We start from the raw sequence: 17,257 nt of genomic DNA, 5'->3' as shown, positions 1-17,257 counted from the left end.
AAGTGGTTGCGTCATGATCGCATTGAGCCGGATGTCTTGGGGACCGACATGACCGGACGCTCAGGCACAAAAAAACCCGCGAAATAGCGGGTTTCGTTGTGTGTTTCGGACTCTATCGGACGTCCTGAAACAGTGTAATGGTGCCCAAGAGGGGACTCGAACCCCTACGACTTGCGTCGCTACCACCTCAAGGTAGTGCGTCTACCAGTTCCGCCACCTGGGCAGGTGTGTTGCCTAGTGCTTTACCGGCGGCTCGGTGGCTGCCGGTACCTCGCCCTGACTTTGGGTCGGAGCGGGGGTTGCCGCCGGCTGAGCTGCCGGTACGGCGTTGTTGGTTGAAGCAGGCACGGCTGCCGGAATTTCCGAGCCCGCGGCGGGCTTGGCCGGGGCAGCGTTGGTGGCTGCCGGCTTCTCGGACAACGATGACATCACGCCAAGATCCTGTGCCTTGGCCTTGGGTGCGCCGTTGTCATTCAGATACACGCCCATCGCCAGGCTGAGCAGGAAAAACAGGGCTGCGAGCACGCTCGTGGCACGGGTCAGGAACGTGGACGAACCGCGCGCACCGAAAACCGTGGCCGAGGCACCACCGCCGAAACCGGAACCGGCGTCCGCACCCGCTCCGTTCTGCAGCAGGATCAGCACGATCATCGCCGCTGCGATCAGAATGTAGAACACGCTGAAAATGACGAACATAAGGTTTCTATTGGGCCTGTGACGCCTGATGCGCCGCGGCGCAGATTCCAAGGAAGTCGGATGCAGTCAGGGAGGCACCGCCGATCAGCCCCCCATCCACGTCCGCCTGCGCGAACAATTCAGCGGCATTGGCCGCCTTGACACTGCCGCCGTAAAGCAGCCGGGTCAGACGGGCAATCATAACATCTTCCTTTTCCAGTTGGCTACGGATGAAGGCGTGCACCTGCTGCGCCTGCTCCGGGCTCGCGGTCCGGCCGGTGCCGATCGCCCAGACCGGTTCATAGGCGATGACCGCGGTGTCGAAACTGGCCACGCCATTGAGCGCGAGCACGGCCTGCAGCTGGCGCTCGATGACCGCCTCGGTCTCGCCTGCTTCACGCTGCTCCAGCGTTTCACCCACGCACAGGATCGGGGTCAGGCCGCCGGCCCGGGCAGCGGCAAATTTGTGCGCCACCAGCTCGTCGCTTTCATGGTGGTACTGACGGCGTTCCGAGTGGCCGACCAGTACCCATCGCGCACCGATGTCGGCCAGCATCGCGGCCGACACTTCGCCGGTATACGCGCCCTGCCCCTCGTGTGCGCTGACGTCCTGCGCACCCACCCGCAAGCCGGAGTCGGCCTGCTGCGCGGCCAGCTCGGCCACGTAGGGGAACGGCGGAAACACCGCGACATCGATATCGCCCGGCATGTCGGCGGCGATGTCTGCCACGAGAGCCTTGGCCATCGAGCGACTGCCGTGCATCTTCCAGTTGCCGGCGACGAATTTCTTGCGCATGGTCTGCTTCTGCTGCGATCAAACCGCAAGCTTACCGAGGGGTCGGAGGAACGGCAAACGAGCCTGCCACTGGCGCCGCCCGACCCGCGCAGTCAAGAATGATGATCCACCCGCAGGAATCACGCACGATGACCCGTCGCCCGCTCAGCCTGATCACCGGCGCTTCTTCCGGCATTGGTGCCGAGTTCGCCCGCCAGCTCGCGGCCCTGGGGCACGACCTGGTGCTCACCGCGCGCCGGGCCGAACGGATGGAAGCGCTCGCCGTCGAGCTGCGCGCAGCCCACGCCGTCGACATCACCGTGCTGCCATTCGACCTTGCCGATCCAGCGGCGCCGCAGCGGCTGTTCGAAGCGCTGGAGCAACGCGGCCTGCAGGTGGACTGGCTGATCAACAATGCCGGCTACGGCGTGCCGGGCACCTTCGTTGCCAACGATTGGAATACCCATGCCGACTTTCTTCAGGTGCTGATGACCGCGCCCACCGAACTGGCCTGGCGGGTGCTGCCCGGCATGCGCGAACGCGGCCACGGCCGCATCATCAACGTCGCCTCCCTGGCCGGACATGTGCCGGGCCCGGCGGGACACACCTTGTACGCAGCCAGCAAGGCCTATCTCATCAAGTTCTCGCAATCGCTATGCCTGGAAAACCAGGCTGCCGGCGTGCACGTCAGCGCCTTGTGCCCCGGGTTCACCTGGTCCGAATTCCATGACGTCACCGGCACTCGCGACAAGATGGACAAGTTGCCCGGCTTCATGTGGCTCACCGCCGGAGAAGTGGTGCGCCAGGGCATTGCCGCCGTCGAGCGCGGTGATGCCGTGTACATTCCCGGTCGGGTGAATCGCACCATCAAGCGGGTCGTCCAGCTGATGCCGGATCGACTGGCCATGTGGCTCTCGGCGCGGGAGTCGAAGCGTTACCGGAATACCCAGGTGTAGAGCGCGTTACGCAGGCACGCTCCGCGCCGTACCTTGTTGTTGAACCCACGCTCGCCACCGGCTTCCCACCATGTCACTGTTCCCCACCCAGATGCGACCGCTGCCCTACCGCAAGCCCGTCGAAGGCCGCGATTACTGGGTGGTCGACGACGTGTTGCCGAATGCCGCCGAAGTGCGCGCGCGCTGCCTGGCCAAGACCGACTGGGAAATGGGCTATCCGTACACCGGCGAGGTATGGCCGGGGATGCGGGCGATTCCCGCCCTGCTGGACGACGAACTGGCCGCGCTCGACGCGCGGGTATGCGAGTTGACCGGCGCGAAGAAACTCTGGGTCGAGCAGACCGAGGCCGGCCTGCGGCTCAACCACAACTGCGTGCAGGTGGTCGGTTCGGTCGAGGGTGCCGTCAAGCCGCACACCGATTCGACGAATCTGTGCCGCTACGCGGCGGTGCTCTATCTGAATCCCGACGTGCCTGCACATTGCGGCACCAGCTTCTTTCGCCAGCGCATGCCCGGTGGCCAGCTGGGCGGGAACATCGTGATGCCGCCGCATCGGAATCTTGCCGAAGCCCTGGGCAATCGCTTCGTGCAACCGAATGCCTTTGTCGAGGACGTGCGGGTGGATCATCGCTACAACCGGCTGCTGGTCTACAAGGCCAACCTGATCCATAGCGCCAGTGCGTACTGGGGACAGGAGCTGGCGACCAAGCGGATGACGGCGGTGTTCTTCTGGATGGCGTGAGGATCGCTGCCCCATCCGGCATGCGGCCACCTTCCCCCGCGGGCGGGGGAAGGAAGCTGTGAGCCCGTGACACTTTCCCGCGCGGCAGGAAAACAGGCTGATCAGATCAGCTTGATTTCGCGCAGTCGCTGCAGCAGGTATTCGTGCGAGGTGATGGAGGTGTCGTAGCGGCGCGGGTTGTCCGGCGTGATGCAGGAGTCCAGCGGGTCCAGCACCACGTCCGGATTGGGGTGCAGGAAGAACGGCACCGAATAACGCGGCTTGCGCGCATTCTCGTTCTGCGGGTTGACCACCCTGTGCGAGGTCGACGGATACACGTGGTTGCTCAGGCGCTGCAGCATGTCGCCGATGTTAACCACGATCGCGTCGCCCTCGGTGGTGATCGGCAGCCACTCGCCATGACTCAGCACTTCCAGACCCTCGGCGCTGGCGCCGACCAGCAGGGTGATGAAGTTGATGTCCTCGTGCGCACCGGCGCGCACGTTGGGAATGTTGTCCTGGGTGATCGGCGGATAGTGGATCGGCCGCAGGATCGAGTTGCCGACGTCGGTCTTGTCCTCGAAGAAGTTTTCCGCTTCGCCGATGTGCAGGGCCAGCGCGCGCAATACGCGCGTGCCCAGCTGGTCCAGCGCCTCGTACAGGCCGTAGCCGTACTGCCTGAAGTCCGGCACTTCGCTGGGCCACACGTTGGGCGGCATCACGTCGGCGAATTTCGAGTCGCGCGGAATCTCGCGGCCGACGTGCCAGAACTCCTTGAGATCAGCGTACTGGCTGTCCTTGGCCGTCTCCACCTTGAACGGCGTGTAGCCGCGCGCACCGCCGCTGCCGGCGAGGTGGTACTTCATCTTGGTTTCGGTGGGCAGCGCGAAGAAGCGCTGGAACACGTCATACGACCCATCGATCAGTTCGCGGGGAATGCCGTGGCCGCTGATGCAGCAGAAACCGAATTCGCGATAGGCCGCGCCGAGCTCGGCGACGAAGGCATCGCGCTCGGTGTCGTAACGGCGGATGTCGAGGGTTGGAACATTCTTCATGGCTGCAGTCACCAGGTTGGGCGTGCGGTCGGATGATCCGCCACCGCAGGGGGCGGGGCACGTCGGGCCAATCCATGGCGACCCGGTGCTGCTACAGGTTCACGAGCGTTCGGCTGCGGATTTTACCGTTGCCGCGAGCTTCTCTGCCAGCTCCTGCACTTCCACCGCGTCGGCGCCTTCCACGGTGACCCGCACCAGCGGCTCGGTGCCCGAAGCGCGCAGCACCACGCGACCGCGCCCCTGCAGCACCTGCTCCACTTCGGCCAGAGCCTGTTTCACCTCGTCGCTGGCGAGCGAACGACGGGCGCCCACGGCGCGCACGTTCAGCATCACTTGGGGCATCTTCTGCAGTCCCTGCCGCGCTGTGGCGAAATCCTCGCCCGAACGCGCCAACGCCTCCAGCACGGCCAGCGCGGCGACGATGCCGTCACCGGTGGTGGCCCGATCCAGGCACAGGATGTGGCCGGACGTCTCGCCGCCGAGCACACCCTCGTGCTGACGCAACTGCTGCATCACGTAGCGGTCGCCGACGTTGGCCCGAATCAGCGGCACGTCGAGTCTGGCCAGCGACAGCTGCAGGCCATAGTTGCTCATCAGGGTGCCGACCACCGGGCCGTTCAGCGCACCATGCGCGTGCCAGCTGCGCGCCAGCACGTAGAGGATGTCGTCGCCGTCCGCGAGTACACCGTGGCGGTCGACCAGCTGTACCCGGTCGCCGTCGCCATCGAAGGCGATGCCGAGATCGGCACCATGAGCCAGCACCGCCTGCTGCAAGGCCTGCGGATGGGTCGAGCCGACATCACGATTGATGTTGAAGCCGTCCGGCTTGTCGCCGATGGCGATCACCTCGGCGCCCAGTTCGGCGAACACCTTGGGCGCCACCTGGTAGGTCGCGCCATGGGCGCAGTCGAGCACCAGCTTCAGCCCGTGCAGGCTGAAGTCCTCCGCCACCGTGGTCTTGCAGTATTCGGCGTAGCGGGACACCGCGTCGTCGATGCGGCGGGCCTTGCCGAGTCGTTCGGAGGCCACCGTGACGAACGCCGCGTCGACCTCCTGCTCGATCGCCAGCTCGACTTCGTCGGACAGCTTCTCGCCATGGGCCGAAAAGAACTTGATGCCGTTGTCGTGGTGCGGGTTATGCGAGGCGCTGATCACGATGCCGGCCTGGGCACGCATCGAGCGGGTCAGGTAGGCCACCGCCGGCGTGGGCATCGGACCCAGCAGGCCCACGTCGGCACCTGCCGCCACCAGTCCGGCTTCCAGCGCCGATTCGAACATGTAGCCCGAGATGCGGGTGTCCTTGCCGATCAGCACTCTGGGACGATCCTTCCGTTCACGCGTCAGCACGCTGCCGACGGCACGGCCCAGCTGCAGCATGAAGTCGGCGCTGATCGGCCATTGTCCGACCAGGCCACGAATGCCATCGGTACCGAAGTATTTGCGTTGATTCATCGTTGTGGGGATCTCGGGTGTCTTGCGGGAACGCGGCCGGCTGGCCAGCGCGTCATTCAATCGTCGTCGGGCCAGCGCGGCGCCGCCGGCGGCGCACTGCGCCGGGGCACGTTGTCCACCGCGTGCACGCCCCGCCATACCGCCAGCGCGTCCACCGTCGCCGCCACGTCATGTACGCGAACCATGCGCGCTCCGCGCTGAACGGCGATCAGCGCCGCCGCCACGGAGCCCGCCTGGCGCTCGCCGGGCACGCTGCGACCGGTCAGCGTGCCGATCATCGACTTGCGCGACAAGCCGGCGTAGACGCCACTGCCCAGGTTGGCGAACTGTTCCAGCGCGGCCAGCAGGGCGAGGTTGTGTTCCAGCGTCTTGCCGAAGCCGAAACCGGGATCGACCAGCACCTTGCGGCGATCGATGCCGGCCAGCTCGCAGGCGAACAGCCGGTCGGTGAGGAACCGATGCACCTCGCCGACCACGTCGTCGTAATGCGGCTCGTCCTGCATGCTGCGCGGCTCGCCCTGCATGTGCATCAGGCACACCGGCACGCCCAGTTCGGCGACCGCGTCCATCGCGCCATCGCGGCGCAAGGCGTAGACGTCGTTGATCATGCCGGCGCCGGCAGCGACCGCGGCGCGCATCACCTCGGCCCGCGAAGTGTCGACGGCGATCGGCAGCGAGGTGTGTGCCCTCAGTTGTTCGACGACCGGCACCACCCGCTGCAGTTCCTCTGCCAGCGAAACCTCGGCCGCGCCCGGCCGGGTCGACTGGCCGCCGACGTCCAGCATGTCGGCGCCCTCCTCCGCCATGCGCACGCCATGCGCCACGGCAGCCTCCACGCTGTCATGCAGGCCACCGTCGGAGAACGAATCAGGGGTGACGTTGAGGATGCCGACCACCCTGGCACGATCCAGCCGCAGCGGGCGTCCGGCACAATCCAGCACCGTGGCAAACAAGTCGTTCGACATGCTCATGGCCTCGTCAGATGCAGCAACCGGCGCACCGGTCAGGCCTCGACCTTGCCGCCCAGCGCGCCCATGAACCGGCGGTAATGGCGCAGCTCGGCGATGGAATCGCGGATGTCGGACAGCGCCGTATGCGCCGACTCTTTGCCCACGCCTTTGGCAATTTCCGGCGCCCAGCGCCGCGCCAGTTCCTTCAGCGTGGACACGTCCAGATTGCGGTAGTGGAAGTAGCGCTCCAGCCGCGGCATCTGCCGGTGCATGAAGCGGCGATCCTGGCAGATCGAGTTGCCGCACATCGGCGACTTGCCCGGCGGCACCCAGGCGCGCAGGAATTCCACGGTGGCCTGCTCGGCCATCGCATGGTCGGTTTCCGAGATCAGCACCTGCCGCCACAGGCCGGACTTGTGGTGCTGGTTGGTATTCCAGCTGTCCATCGATTCCAGCTGATCGATCTCGTGGCGGATCGCGAACACCGGCCCGTCGGCCAGCACGTTCAGTTCCTTGTCGGTAACCACCGTGGCGATCTCCAGAATCGAGTCGTTGTCGGTGTCGAGGCCGGTCATCTCCAGATCGATCCAGATCAGGTTTTCTTCGTGGGCTTGGCTCATGGGTTCTCCTTGTGCGGGGGAGTTTATCAGCCTTGCCGACCCCGCCATGCCGGCAAGACCCGGCGCCATGCGATCATCGCCGGATGCAGACCTTCTTCTGGCATGACTACGAAACCTCCGGCGCCGACCCGCGCCGGGACCGGCCGCTGCAGTTCGCCGGCATCCGCACCAGCATGGCACTGGAAATCATCGGCGAACCGGTGATGTTCTACGGCAAGCCGCCACGGGAGATGCCGCCGCACCCGGACGCCTGCATGATCACCGGCATCACGCCGCAACAGGCCGAACTGGACGGCGTCAACGAGGCCGACTTCGCGGCCCGCGTGCATGAAGAGTTGGCCCGGCCAGGCACCTGTGGCGTGGGCTACAACTCGCTGCGCTTCGACGACGAGTTCACCCGCCAGATGCTCTACCGCAACTTCCACGAGCCCTACGGCCGCGAGTGGGAGAATGGCAATTCGCGCTGGGACCTGATCGACCTGGTGCGCATGTGCCAGGCGCTGCGCCCCGAGGGCATCGTGTGGCCAACGCGCGAGGACGGTTCGCCCAGCTTCAAGCTGGAGCACCTGGCGCGCGCCAACGGACTGAACCAGGAACGTGCCCATGACGCGCTGTCCGACGTCTACGCGCTGATCGACCTGGCCCGGCTGATCCGGGTGCGCCAGCCGCGGCTGTGGGACTGGCACTACGCGCTGCGGCGCAAGCAGAAGGTGTTCGAACTGCTCGACGTGGTGAACATGACGCCGCTGGTGCACGTGTCCTCGCGCTATCCGGCCAGCCGTCACTGCCTCACCGTGGTCGCGCCGCTGGCCGCCCATCCCAGCCGTGCCGGCGAGGTGATCGTGTACGACCTGGCGACCGATCCGGCCGCATGGCTGGCGCTGGACGAGGACGAGATCGCCGACCGCATCTTCACCCCGCGCGCCGACCTGCCCGAGGGCGTCGAGCGGATTCCGCTGCGCACCGTGCGCGCGAACCACGCGCCGGCGCTGGCGCCATTGTCGGTGCTGCAGGGCGTGGACCTGGCGCGGCTGCAGCTCGACCTTCCCCGCTGCCAGGCCCACCGCGACATGCTGCACGCCGCCGCGGGCCTGCCCGAAAAGCTGCGCCGGGTGTTCCAGCGCGCCGCCGAACTGCCGCCGCCCGAAGATCCCGAGCTGGCCCTGTACGGCGGCGGCTTCCTGCCCGATGCGGACAAGCGCCTGCTCGCCCAGGTGCGCGCCACGCCGCCGGCGGAACTGGGCAGCCGTCCGTTCCCGTTTCGCGACGCGCGTTACCCGGAACTGCTGTTTCGCTACCGCGCACGCAACTGGCCGGAAACGCTGGATGCCGACGAACGCCTCCGCTGGGAGCGCTTCCGCCAGGCCCGACTGACCCGGCACACGCCGCTGACCGGACTGACCCTGGACGACTACTTCGCCCGCATCGCCGAGCTGCGCGGCGATCCGCAGGCGCAGGACAGGCTGGGGCTGCTCGACCAGCTGCAGGCCTGGGGCGAACAGCTGGCCGACAGCCTCGGCGATACCTGAGACGCACACCTTGACCGCAGCACGATGGCGGGCAGTGCCTGCCCTGTTCCCCTCTCGACGAATCCCCATGTCCAGAAGCTATTTCACCCCCGCCACATTCCGTTTCCTGCGCTCGCTTGGAAACAACAACAACCGCGAATGGTTCCACGCGCACAAGGACGACTACGAGCGCCATGTGCGCGAGCCGTTCCTGCAACTGATCACCGACCTGCAGGCACCGCTGGCGAAGATCAGCAGCCACTACCGCGCCGATCCGCGCAAGAGCGGCGGCTCGCTCTACCGCATCTATCGCGACACCCGCTACTCGAACAACAAGCTGCCGTACAAATCATGGCAGGGCTCGCGCTTCACCCATGAACGTCGCCACGAGATCCAGGCGCCGGGCTTCTACCTGCACATCGAGCCGGGCGACTGTTTCGCGGGCGGCGGCCTGTGGCATCCGGAACCGGACGCGTTGAAGCACATCCGCGAATTCCTGGTCGACAACCCGGCGGCATGGAAACGTGCCACGCAGAGCAAGGCGTTCCGCGAACACCTGCAGCTGGGCGGCGAATCGCTGGTCCGCCCGCCGCGCGGTTACGACCCCACGCACGAGTTGATCGACGATCTCAAGCGCAAGGATTTCGTCGCCACCATGCCGCTCGGCGAAGAGCTCGCCTGTTCCGACGAACTGCTGCCGTGGACGGTGGCCGCGTTCAAGCGCGTCGCGCCGCTGGTCGACTATCTGTGTGCGGCACAGGAACTGGAGTTCTAGCGGGAGTCACCTCGGCTGCCTGCAGCCACGATCATCCCGATCACGGCGGCAAACGCCACGTAGTGCGCCGGCGCCAGCACGCCGAACTGCTTCACCAGCCAGCCGATCAGCGGCGGGGTGATGCCGCCGAACAGCGCATAGGCGATGTTATACGAGAACGACAGGCCGGAAAAACGCACCGCCGGCGGGAACGCCGCCACCATCAGCGCGGGAACGACACCCACCACGCCAACCGCCAGTCCGGTCAACGCGTAGAGCGCGAGGAAATGCCCGGCACCGGCCTGCAGGTCGAAGTAGAGCGCATAGCTGCACAGCAGCAGGCCGAGCGCGCCGAACAGCAGCGTCCGCGCGTAACCGAACCGGTCGGCCAGCCAGCCGTATCCGAGGCAGCCCAGCGCCAGCGCGAACGAAGCCAGGTTGTTGCCCAGGAACGCCCGCGCCGGCGCGACATGAAAAGCCGACTGCACGATCGACGGCGTCATCAGGACGATCACCAGGATCGCCGCGGTGAGCATCCATGTCACCAGCATCGATAGCGCCACGCCCGGCAGGTGCCGTTCGAACACGAGCCGCAGCGGCAAGCCGCTGGTCAGTTCCCTGCGCGCATGCATCGCCTGGAACACCGGCGTCTCGCTGAGCCAGCGGCGCAGCCACACCGCGCAGAAGCCGAATACGCCGCCGACCAGGAACGGCAGGCGCCAGCCCCAGTCCAGCACCGCCGCGGGCGCCAGTCGGCTGTTGATCGTCGCCGCCACCAGCGAGCCGATCAGGATGCCGACCGTCAGGCCCGAGGTGAGGCTGGCGCAGGCGAAGCCCACCCGTCGCGCAGGCACGTGCTCGGCCACGAACACCCAGGCTCCCGGCACTTCGCCGCCCACCGCGATGCCCTGCACCACGCGCAGCAGCAGCAACAGCAGCGGCGCCAGCATGCCGATCTGCGCATGGGTCGGCAGCAGGCCGATGCCCAGCGTGGGCACCGCCATCAGGAACACGCTGAGCGTGAACATGCGCTTGCGCCCCAGCTTGTCGCCGTAATGCGCCATCACGATGCCGCCCAGCGGCCGCGCCAGATAACCCGCGGCAAAGATGCCGAACACCTGCAACTGGGCCAGCCACGGCGCCGTATCGTGGGGGAAGAACAACTGGCTCAGCGGGATCGCGAAGAACACGAACACCACGAAGTCGTAGAACTCCAGCGCACCGCCCAGGGCGGCCAGCAGCAGGGTCTTCACGTCGCGCCGGTCGAGACGGTCGCGATCGGGCAAGGCAGCAACGGCAGGCATCTCGACCACGCAGGCATCCCCAAGCGTAAAGCGCGCAACCTTAGCGCACACCGGCGCTGCGGCGGTTGTGCACTTGCGTCAAGACGCGCACGTATGGCGCTGCTAGAGTCCATACCGTGCCGCACGGTCTGGGGGGATCTGGCGACACGTCCTGACGATGTCCTGGACATCACCTGTAGTCGACCTGCCTGCAACACAGGGGGTTTGGCGTACCTGTGGCTGCACCCCGGTTGGCTCCGCCCGCGGCATTCCGCCGCCTTGATGGGGAGAGATCAACGTGCGACGTACAACCTTGATGTTGGCACTGGCCCTGAACTGCGCCGCGGCGCAGGCAGCCACCACCGGCGTGGCCCTGGTCCACGGCACCGGCAACCAGACCGATGCGTACAACGACTACTGGCAATCGGACATGGTCGAAGGCGTGCGCAACGGCCTGACCGACCGCAACAACCTGCTGGTCGTCAATTGCGACTTCAACCAATACATGTGGGACGACCGCGCCGCGGGTTGCCTGGCCACCCAGTTGACCAGCTTCATCCAGAACCGCCACATCGATCGACTGGTGGTGATCACCCACTCCAACGGCGGCAACGTGATGCGCTGGATCCTGTCGAACCCGACCTGGGATGCGCGTTACCCCGCGATCATCAGCCGCATCGTCAAGGTCGATGCGATCGCGCCCTCCAGCGCCGGCACGCCGCTGGCCAATGCGGTGATGGCCGGCAACGTGTTCGAGTCGGCACTGGGCTGGCTGCTCGGCTACAAGACCGACGCCGTGCGCCAGCAGCAGACCGGCTGGATGGCCACCTACAACCAGCAATACCTGCTGGGCACGTCCGGTCGTCCGGGCCTGCCGGTGCCGTTCCGCGACGTGGTGGGCACGGACGTGGTGTCGGGACTGTTCAGCAGCCAGGCCTACTGCGGTGGCTACACCCAGAGCGTGGGGCTGGAGATCACCCAGAACTGGTTGAGCAGCTGCTCGGACGGCTTCATCGAATGTTCCAGCGCGTCGGCGGCCGGCACCGTGTGGTTCCGCGACACGCAGCGCACCGGCGGCTCCGTGCTGAACCACAACCAGAGCCGGCGTGCCTGCTTCGGCCTACCGTCCATACTCGCCAACGACATCAGGGGATGATCACCATGAAGAAAGGGATACTCGCAAGCGCATTGCTGGTGATCTTCGCCGCCGCGCCGGCCATGGCCGCCACCCACGCGCTGTTGCCGGCGCAAGCTGATGACATGGTTCCGCCCAGCCTGCAGGCACGCAGCGCCGGCACCCGTCTGACCGCCACATCCGCCGCCGCAACGCGCATGCATGTCGAGCGCCGGCCAGTCAGCGTGAGTTGGCCGCTGGCGCAGGACGCGACGCTGCAGGCGGTGCCGCAAGCGTTTTCGCGCAGCAGCCGCGAATACTGGCGCGACGTGTCGGCCACCGAACTCCAGCAAGGCCTGAAGCTGCCGCTGACCGCACCGGGCGCGATCATCCGATTGAGTCCGGGCGACCAGGCGATCGGCAAGCTGGACCCGGCCAGCGTGCGGCTGCAACTGGGCCGGCAATCGCTGAGCGCTGCGGCGGCCAGCAGCCAGGTCGCCGACACCGCCCAGCTGCACGCCGCCGGCATGGACGTTCCGGCCGCCTCGATGGTGATGCGGCTGAAGCCCGAGCTGGGGAGCGGCGTGGCCACCTTGCAGGTCGCCTCCGCCCGCGGCCGCTACCTGGTGCATGTGTTCGAGCCGCAGAGCCCGTTCGCCGTCACCGCCCAGGGCAACCGCGACGACCTGCTGCTGGGCGAGGCGGTCAAGGTACGGGTGGTCCTGCGTGACGCCGATCGCGCCTTGCCGCTGAGCTCGGTGGGCGGCCTGCTGCGCGCACCCGACGGCAGCACCACGCCGCTCAGCTTCCGTCGCCAGGCCGACGGCAGCTTCACCGTCGACGTCCGTCCGCGCAGCATCCCGACCACGCCGGGCCTGTGGGAGGTGCACAGCTTCACGCAAGGCACCGACAGCGCCGGGCACGAGATCCGTCGCGACACCACCACGGTGTTCGCCGCCGCCCAGCCCGATGCCCGGCTCAGCGGCCTGGCCAGCACCGCGGTCGCCACCGATCGCGGCCTCGACATCAGCCTCGGCGTGGATGCCGTCTCGGCCAGCCGCTACGCCGTCTCGGCCGTGCTGTACGGACGCGGTGCCGACGGCCGGATGGTGCCGGCGGCGTTCGCCCAGTCGGCCAACTGGCTGCCGGCCGGCAAGGGCCAGCTGACCCTGCACTACGACCCGCACAGCCTGCAGGGCATCGGCGCACCGTACGAACTGCACGACCTGCGCCTGCAGGATCAGCCGGCGGTCGGCTTGCTCGAACGGCGCGCCGTGGCGATGCGCTTCAGCCAGCCGTAGAACTGCGACGAACACCGGCAACCCCGCCACGCGGCGGGGTTGCCGGCTCGCGACGACTCAGGCCTCGGAAAACGGAAACGCCAGCACGTCGGCAATCGCGTCCGTGTCGGCCAGGCACATCAGCAGGCGCTCCACGCCCAGCGCCACGCCGGCGCAGTCAGGCATCGCATCCAGTACGCCCAGCAGGTTCTCATCCAGCGGGATCTCACGCTGGCCGCGCCCGCGACGCACGACGTTGTCGCGCTCGAAACGCACGCGCTGTTCGGCCGCATCGTTCAGCTCGTGGTAGCCGTTGGCCAGTTCGTAACGGCCCAGGTAGAGCTCGAAGCGCTCGGCCAGCGGCGGCTCGCCCGGGCGGATCTTCGCCAGCGCGCACTGGCTCGCCGGGTAATCGTGGATCACCGTGATGCGATCGCGGGGAAACATCGGCTGCAGCTTGTGGGTGATCAGCAGGTCGAGCCAGTCGTCATGCCCCAGCCCCTCCGGGCCGATGCCGAATTCCACCAGCGGCGCGCGCAGTTCGTCGATCGACGCGTGGACGGGATCGATGCCCAGGCCGTCGAGGAACAGCTGCCGGTAACTGGTCACCACCACCTCGGCACGCCGACCGCGCATCGCCAGCGCCGCTTCCACCAGCGCGATCGTCTCGCTCATCAGCCGCCGGTGATCCCAGCCGACCCGATACCACTCCAGCATGGTGAACTCGGGATTGTGCTGACCGCCCGCCTCGCCATTGCGGAACACCCGGCCCAGCTCGTAGCAGTCGCCGATGCCCGCGGCCAGCAAGCGCTTCAAGGGATATTCCGGCGACGTGCGCAACCAGCGCTCGCGCGCGCCCGCATCGACGTGGCCGCTGAAAGTGCTGCTGAAGCTCTCGATGTTGGCGTCGGTATTGCCCGCCGCGGAAAGGATCGGGGTTTCCACTTCCAGCACACCGCGCTCGGCGAAGAACGCGCGCAGCAGCGCGTAGAGCCGTGCGCGCAGTTCCAGCGCGGCGCGTGGGGACATCGTCATCAGGCGCGCTCGTGCTCGTCGAGCAGGGCAAGCAACTGCGCCTCGTCCCACACCGGCACGCCCAGCTCCTTCGCCTTGTCGAGCTTGGAGCCCGCTTCCTCGCCGGCCACAACCACGCTGGTCTTCTTCGACACCGAACCGGACACCTTGGCACCGAGCGCTTCGAGCCGGTCCTTCGCCTGATCGCGACTGAGCGACGCCAGGCTGCCGGTGAGCACGAAGGTCTGCCCGGCCAGCGGCGCCTGGGTCACTTCGGCGGCGGCGGGCATCGCCTCCAGCAGGCGCTGCATCGCCGCCTCGGCGCCCTGCAGTTCGGCGTGGGCCGCCGGATCGGCCAGGAAGGCTTCCAGCCCGCTCGCCGCCATCTGCGGCACGCCGGCGGTGATCCAGTGCGCCGCCCCGCCCGCCTGCAGTTTCTGCAAGGTGGGAAAGTGTTCGGCGAGCAGCTTGCTGCTCTTGGGGCCGAGCTTGCTGATCTTCGCCATGTCCAGCAGCACGCCAAGATTCAGCCGCTCGCGCAGCAGCGGCGATGGCGCGGCCTCGTCGCTGAAGCTGATGCCGGCGGCCAGCAGCTGGTCGACCACCTGCTGGTTGCCGTCCTGGGCGAAGAAACCGGCGATCGATGCGGCCACTTCTTCGCCGATGTCCGGCAGCACGCGCAGCAGCGGTGCCGGCGTGCTGCGCACGAATTCGAGTCGACCCAGCCACGCGGCCAGGGTCTTCGCCGTGCTTTCGCCGATGTGCATGATGCCCAGCGCGTAGAGGAAGCGGGCCAGCGTGGTGTGCTTGCTGGCCGCGATGCCGGCGACCAGGTTCTCCGCCCACTTCGTCGCCACCTTGCCGGCCTTCACCGTTTCCGGCGTGGTGCCCCCAGCTTCCGCTGGGGCAGGCTTGCGCTCGTCGATGCGCCGCTTCATGTCGACGAAGGCGTCCACGTCCATGCCGTACAGGTCGGCCGGCGTGTGCACCAGGTCGAGTTCCACCAGCGCCTCGGCAAAGCGCTCGCCCAGGCCCTCGATGTCCATCGCGCGACGCGAGGCGAAATGGATCAGCGCCTCCTTGCGTTGCGCGGCGCAGATCAGTCCGCCGGAACAGCGCCAGGCCGCCGCGCCCTCCTCGCGGATCAGCGCGGAATCGCAGATCGGGCACCGCGTGGGCATGGTCCACGGCTGCGTGCCTTGCGGCCGCAGGTCCTCCACCACGCGCACCACTTCGGGAATCACATCGCCGGCGCGGCGCACGATCACGGTGTCGCCCACGCGGGCATCCAGGCGCGCCACCTGGTCGGCGTTGTGCAAGGTGGCGTAGGTCACGGTGACGCCGCCGACCTGCACCGGCTCCATCCGCGCGCGCGGGGTGGCGGCGCCGGTGCGGCCGATCTGGATCTCGATGTCGAGCAGGCGGGTGGTCTGTTCCTGCGCCGGAAACTTGTGCGCGATGGCCCAGCGCGGCGCGCGCGAGACGAAGCCCATCTCGCGCTGGCCGGCGTAGTCGTCCAGCTTGTAGACCACGCCGTCGATGTCGTAAGGCAGGCTGTCGCGCTTCGCGCCGATGCGGCGGAAATAGGCGATCAGGCCATCGAAGCCGCGCGCCACATCCACTTCCGGCGAGACCGGAAAGCCCCACTCGCGCAGTTGTTGCAGGGTGGCCGAATGGGTCGGCGGCAGTTCGCCGCCCTCGACCACGCCGATCGCGTAGGCGAAGAAGCTGAGGCGCCGCTTCGCGGTGATCGCCGGATCGAGCTGGCGCAGCGAACCGGCCGCGCCGTTGCGCGGATTGGCCAGCGGCTTTTCGTCGTGCTTGCGGGCGTAGTCGTTGAACGCCTCGAAATCCTTGCGCAGCATGATCACTTCGCCGCGCACTTCCAGCACGGCAGGCCAGCCGGAACCGCGCAACTTCAGCGGGATCGCCCGCACGGTGCGCAGGTTCGCGGTGACATCCTCGCCGGTCTCGCCGTCGCCGCGGGTGGCGCCCTGCACGAACACGCCGTCCTCGTAGCGCAGGCTGATCGCCAGGCCGTCGAGTTTGGGCTCCACCGAGAACACCGGTGTCCTGCGCTCGAGCGTGTGCTCGATCCGTCGTTCGAAGTCGGCGATTTCGCGGAAACGCTCGCGCTCGTTCTCGCCTTCCTGCTCGAACGCATTGCCCAGCGAAAGCATCGGCAAGGCATGCCGCACTTCGGCAAAGCCGCCGCTGGCCCGCGCGCCCACCTTGCGGGTCGGCGAATCGGCGGTGGCCAGCTCGGGCCATTCCGCCTCCAGCGCTTCCAGCTCGCGCATCCGGCGGTCGTACTCGGCGTCGGTGATGTCCGCGTCGTCGAGCACGTGGTAGCGATAGTTGGCCTGCTCGATCTGCGCCCGCAGCGCGGCGCTGCGGGCAACGATGTCGGCGGGAACCGGGCGTTCGGTCATGCGGGTCTCCTTCGGATCACCCCGCAGTTTAACGACACCGGCGCGCGATGCGGCTTGGGCGCTTGTGAAGAAAACCACTTCCTGTGGTTTTCTTCTATCGCACGTCCGGTACGCGCCCGGACGTGCTCACGCGAATCAGTCACGTGCGTGACAGATCCGCGGTCAGGCCGTGCCTGGCCGACCTGAGAGGTTGGAAAATCTCAACCTCTCAGCGGTGGAAGTGTCCGGCGGCCTCGGGCTGGTAGGTGATCTCCAGCACTTTCAGGCGACGCTTGCGGCCGTCCGGGGTGGGCCAGTCGATCTGCTGGTCGCGCGCCAGTCCGAGCAGGGCGCTGCCCACGGGAGCCAGGATCGACACGGTGCCGGCCGTGCCGGCCGACGCCGGATAGACCAGGGTCAGGGTCAGCTGCTCGCCGTTGCTTTCGTCCTCGAAGGTGACGGTCGAGTTCATCGTCACGACGTGGTCGGGCATCGCCGACGGCTCGACCACCTCGGCACGATCCAGCTCCGCGCGCAGCGCGTCCAGCTTGTCGGCCTCCGCCGTCGGCAGGCGCTCCAGCAGCGCTTCGATGCGCTCCATGTCGATGCGGGAAACAGTGATCGGTGGCTTGCTCATGGCTTTTCCTGATGCTCGCGGCTCCTGCCGCGCAAAAGCACACGCCGGAACG

General features: G+C 67.4%; 16 protein-coding genes and 1 tRNA gene. 6 read left to right on the top strand and 11 right to left on the bottom strand.

Annotated features, from left to right (window positions below; all coding sequences use genetic code 11):
• Positions 1–138: 138 nt before the first annotated feature.
• From ABNK63_RS08525 to tpiA, 3 genes are all read right to left on the bottom strand, one after another.
• Positions 139–223: transfer RNA gene (locus ABNK63_RS08525), tRNA-Leu, on the bottom strand.
• An 11-nt stretch (positions 224–234) separates the two neighbouring features.
• Positions 235–696, bottom strand: a complete 462-nt coding sequence (gene secG, locus ABNK63_RS08520) for a preprotein translocase subunit SecG (RefSeq protein WP_007808833.1) — start codon at positions 694–696, stop codon at positions 235–237.
• A gap of 7 nt (positions 697–703) precedes the next feature.
• The gene (gene tpiA / locus ABNK63_RS08515; protein WP_007808832.1) at positions 704–1,471 is read right to left on the bottom strand and encodes a triose-phosphate isomerase; all 768 of its coding nucleotides are present in this window, start codon (positions 1,469–1,471) and stop codon (positions 704–706) included.
• A gap of 128 nt (positions 1,472–1,599) precedes the next feature.
• On the opposite strand from tpiA, the gene ABNK63_RS08510 reads away from it, so the two are divergent.
• A complete protein-coding gene (locus ABNK63_RS08510) occupies positions 1,600–2,406 on the top strand; it encodes an SDR family oxidoreductase (protein ID WP_007808831.1) in 807 nt (268 codons plus the stop codon).
• A 70-nt stretch (positions 2,407–2,476) separates the two neighbouring features.
• Complete coding sequence (locus ABNK63_RS08505; RefSeq protein ID WP_007808829.1) at positions 2,477–3,148, top strand: DUF6445 family protein; 672 nt, start codon at positions 2,477–2,479, stop codon at positions 3,146–3,148.
• 101 nt (positions 3,149–3,249) lie between these two features.
• On the opposite strand, the gene ABNK63_RS08500 is transcribed toward ABNK63_RS08505, so the two are convergent.
• The 4 genes from ABNK63_RS08500 to orn form a co-directional block, all read right to left on the bottom strand.
• Positions 3,250–4,182 carry a 2-oxoglutarate and iron-dependent oxygenase domain-containing protein gene (locus ABNK63_RS08500; protein WP_007808828.1) on the bottom strand — a complete coding sequence of 311 codons (933 nt, stop codon included), beginning with the start codon at positions 4,180–4,182 and terminating at the stop codon, positions 3,250–3,252.
• 99 nt (positions 4,183–4,281) lie between these two features.
• Positions 4,282–5,634 carry a phosphoglucosamine mutase gene (gene glmM / locus ABNK63_RS08495; RefSeq protein ID WP_350017168.1) on the bottom strand — a complete coding sequence of 451 codons (1,353 nt, stop codon included), beginning with the start codon at positions 5,632–5,634 and terminating at the stop codon, positions 4,282–4,284.
• 56 nt (positions 5,635–5,690) lie between these two features.
• On the bottom strand, positions 5,691–6,605 hold the full coding sequence (folP, locus tag ABNK63_RS08490) for a dihydropteroate synthase (protein ID WP_350017167.1): 915 nt from the start codon (positions 6,603–6,605) through the stop codon (positions 5,691–5,693).
• Positions 6,606–6,637: 32 nt separating this feature from the next.
• Positions 6,638–7,204: an oligoribonuclease gene (gene orn / locus ABNK63_RS08485; protein ID WP_007808821.1), complete on the bottom strand. Its 567-nt coding sequence runs from the start codon at positions 7,202–7,204 to the stop codon at positions 6,638–6,640.
• Between the two features lie 83 nt (positions 7,205–7,287).
• On the opposite strand from orn, the gene sbcB reads away from it, so the two are divergent.
• Positions 7,288–8,733: an exodeoxyribonuclease I gene (gene sbcB, locus ABNK63_RS08480; protein ID WP_350017166.1), complete on the top strand. Its 1,446-nt coding sequence runs from the start codon at positions 7,288–7,290 to the stop codon at positions 8,731–8,733.
• A gap of 67 nt (positions 8,734–8,800) precedes the next feature.
• On the top strand, positions 8,801–9,487 hold the full coding sequence (locus ABNK63_RS08475) for a DUF2461 domain-containing protein (RefSeq protein ID WP_204111263.1): 687 nt from the start codon (positions 8,801–8,803) through the stop codon (positions 9,485–9,487).
• On the opposite strand, the gene ABNK63_RS08470 is transcribed toward ABNK63_RS08475, so the two are convergent.
• Positions 9,484–10,770 (bottom strand): MFS transporter, encoded by a 1,287-nt coding sequence (locus ABNK63_RS08470; RefSeq protein ID WP_350017199.1) that lies wholly within the window; start codon positions 10,768–10,770, stop codon positions 9,484–9,486. The genes ABNK63_RS08475 and ABNK63_RS08470 overlap by 4 nt on opposite strands.
• 295 nt (positions 10,771–11,065) lie before the next feature.
• Between ABNK63_RS08470 and ABNK63_RS08465 the strand changes: the two genes are divergently transcribed.
• Both ABNK63_RS08465 and ABNK63_RS08460 read left to right on the top strand, forming a co-directional pair.
• A complete protein-coding gene (locus tag ABNK63_RS08465) occupies positions 11,066–11,905 on the top strand; it encodes a hypothetical protein (RefSeq protein WP_007808812.1) in 840 nt (279 codons plus the stop codon).
• 5 nt (positions 11,906–11,910) lie between these two features.
• Positions 11,911–13,164, top strand: a complete 1,254-nt coding sequence (locus ABNK63_RS08460; protein WP_238530946.1) for a DUF4785 domain-containing protein — start codon at positions 11,911–11,913, stop codon at positions 13,162–13,164.
• Positions 13,165–13,221: 57 nt separating this feature from the next.
• Here ABNK63_RS08460 and epmA read toward each other — a convergent pair whose 3' ends face one another.
• The 3 genes from epmA to rnk all read right to left on the bottom strand — a co-directional run bounded on the left by epmA (position 13,222) and on the right by rnk (position 17,205).
• Positions 13,222–14,178: an EF-P lysine aminoacylase EpmA gene (gene epmA, locus ABNK63_RS08455; protein ID WP_350017165.1), complete on the bottom strand. Its 957-nt coding sequence runs from the start codon at positions 14,176–14,178 to the stop codon at positions 13,222–13,224.
• Positions 14,178–16,589 (bottom strand): NAD-dependent DNA ligase LigA, encoded by a 2,412-nt coding sequence (ligA, locus tag ABNK63_RS08450; protein WP_350017164.1) that lies wholly within the window; start codon positions 16,587–16,589, stop codon positions 14,178–14,180. Before ligA ends, epmA begins: the two co-directional genes overlap by 1 nt.
• Positions 16,590–16,797: 208 nt before the next feature.
• Entirely contained in the window at positions 16,798–17,205 is a 408-nt protein-coding gene (gene rnk, locus ABNK63_RS08445) for a nucleoside diphosphate kinase regulator (RefSeq protein WP_007808798.1), read from the bottom strand.
• Positions 17,206–17,257: the final 52 nt, after the last annotated feature.

The organism is Rhodanobacter sp. IGA1.0 (genome assembly GCF_040208325.1).
GTDB classification, from domain to species: Bacteria; Pseudomonadota; Gammaproteobacteria; order Xanthomonadales; family Rhodanobacteraceae; genus Rhodanobacter; species Rhodanobacter spathiphylli.
The sequence above is the reverse complement of the archived record's forward strand: the minus strand, read 5'-3'. Positions and strand labels throughout refer to the sequence as shown.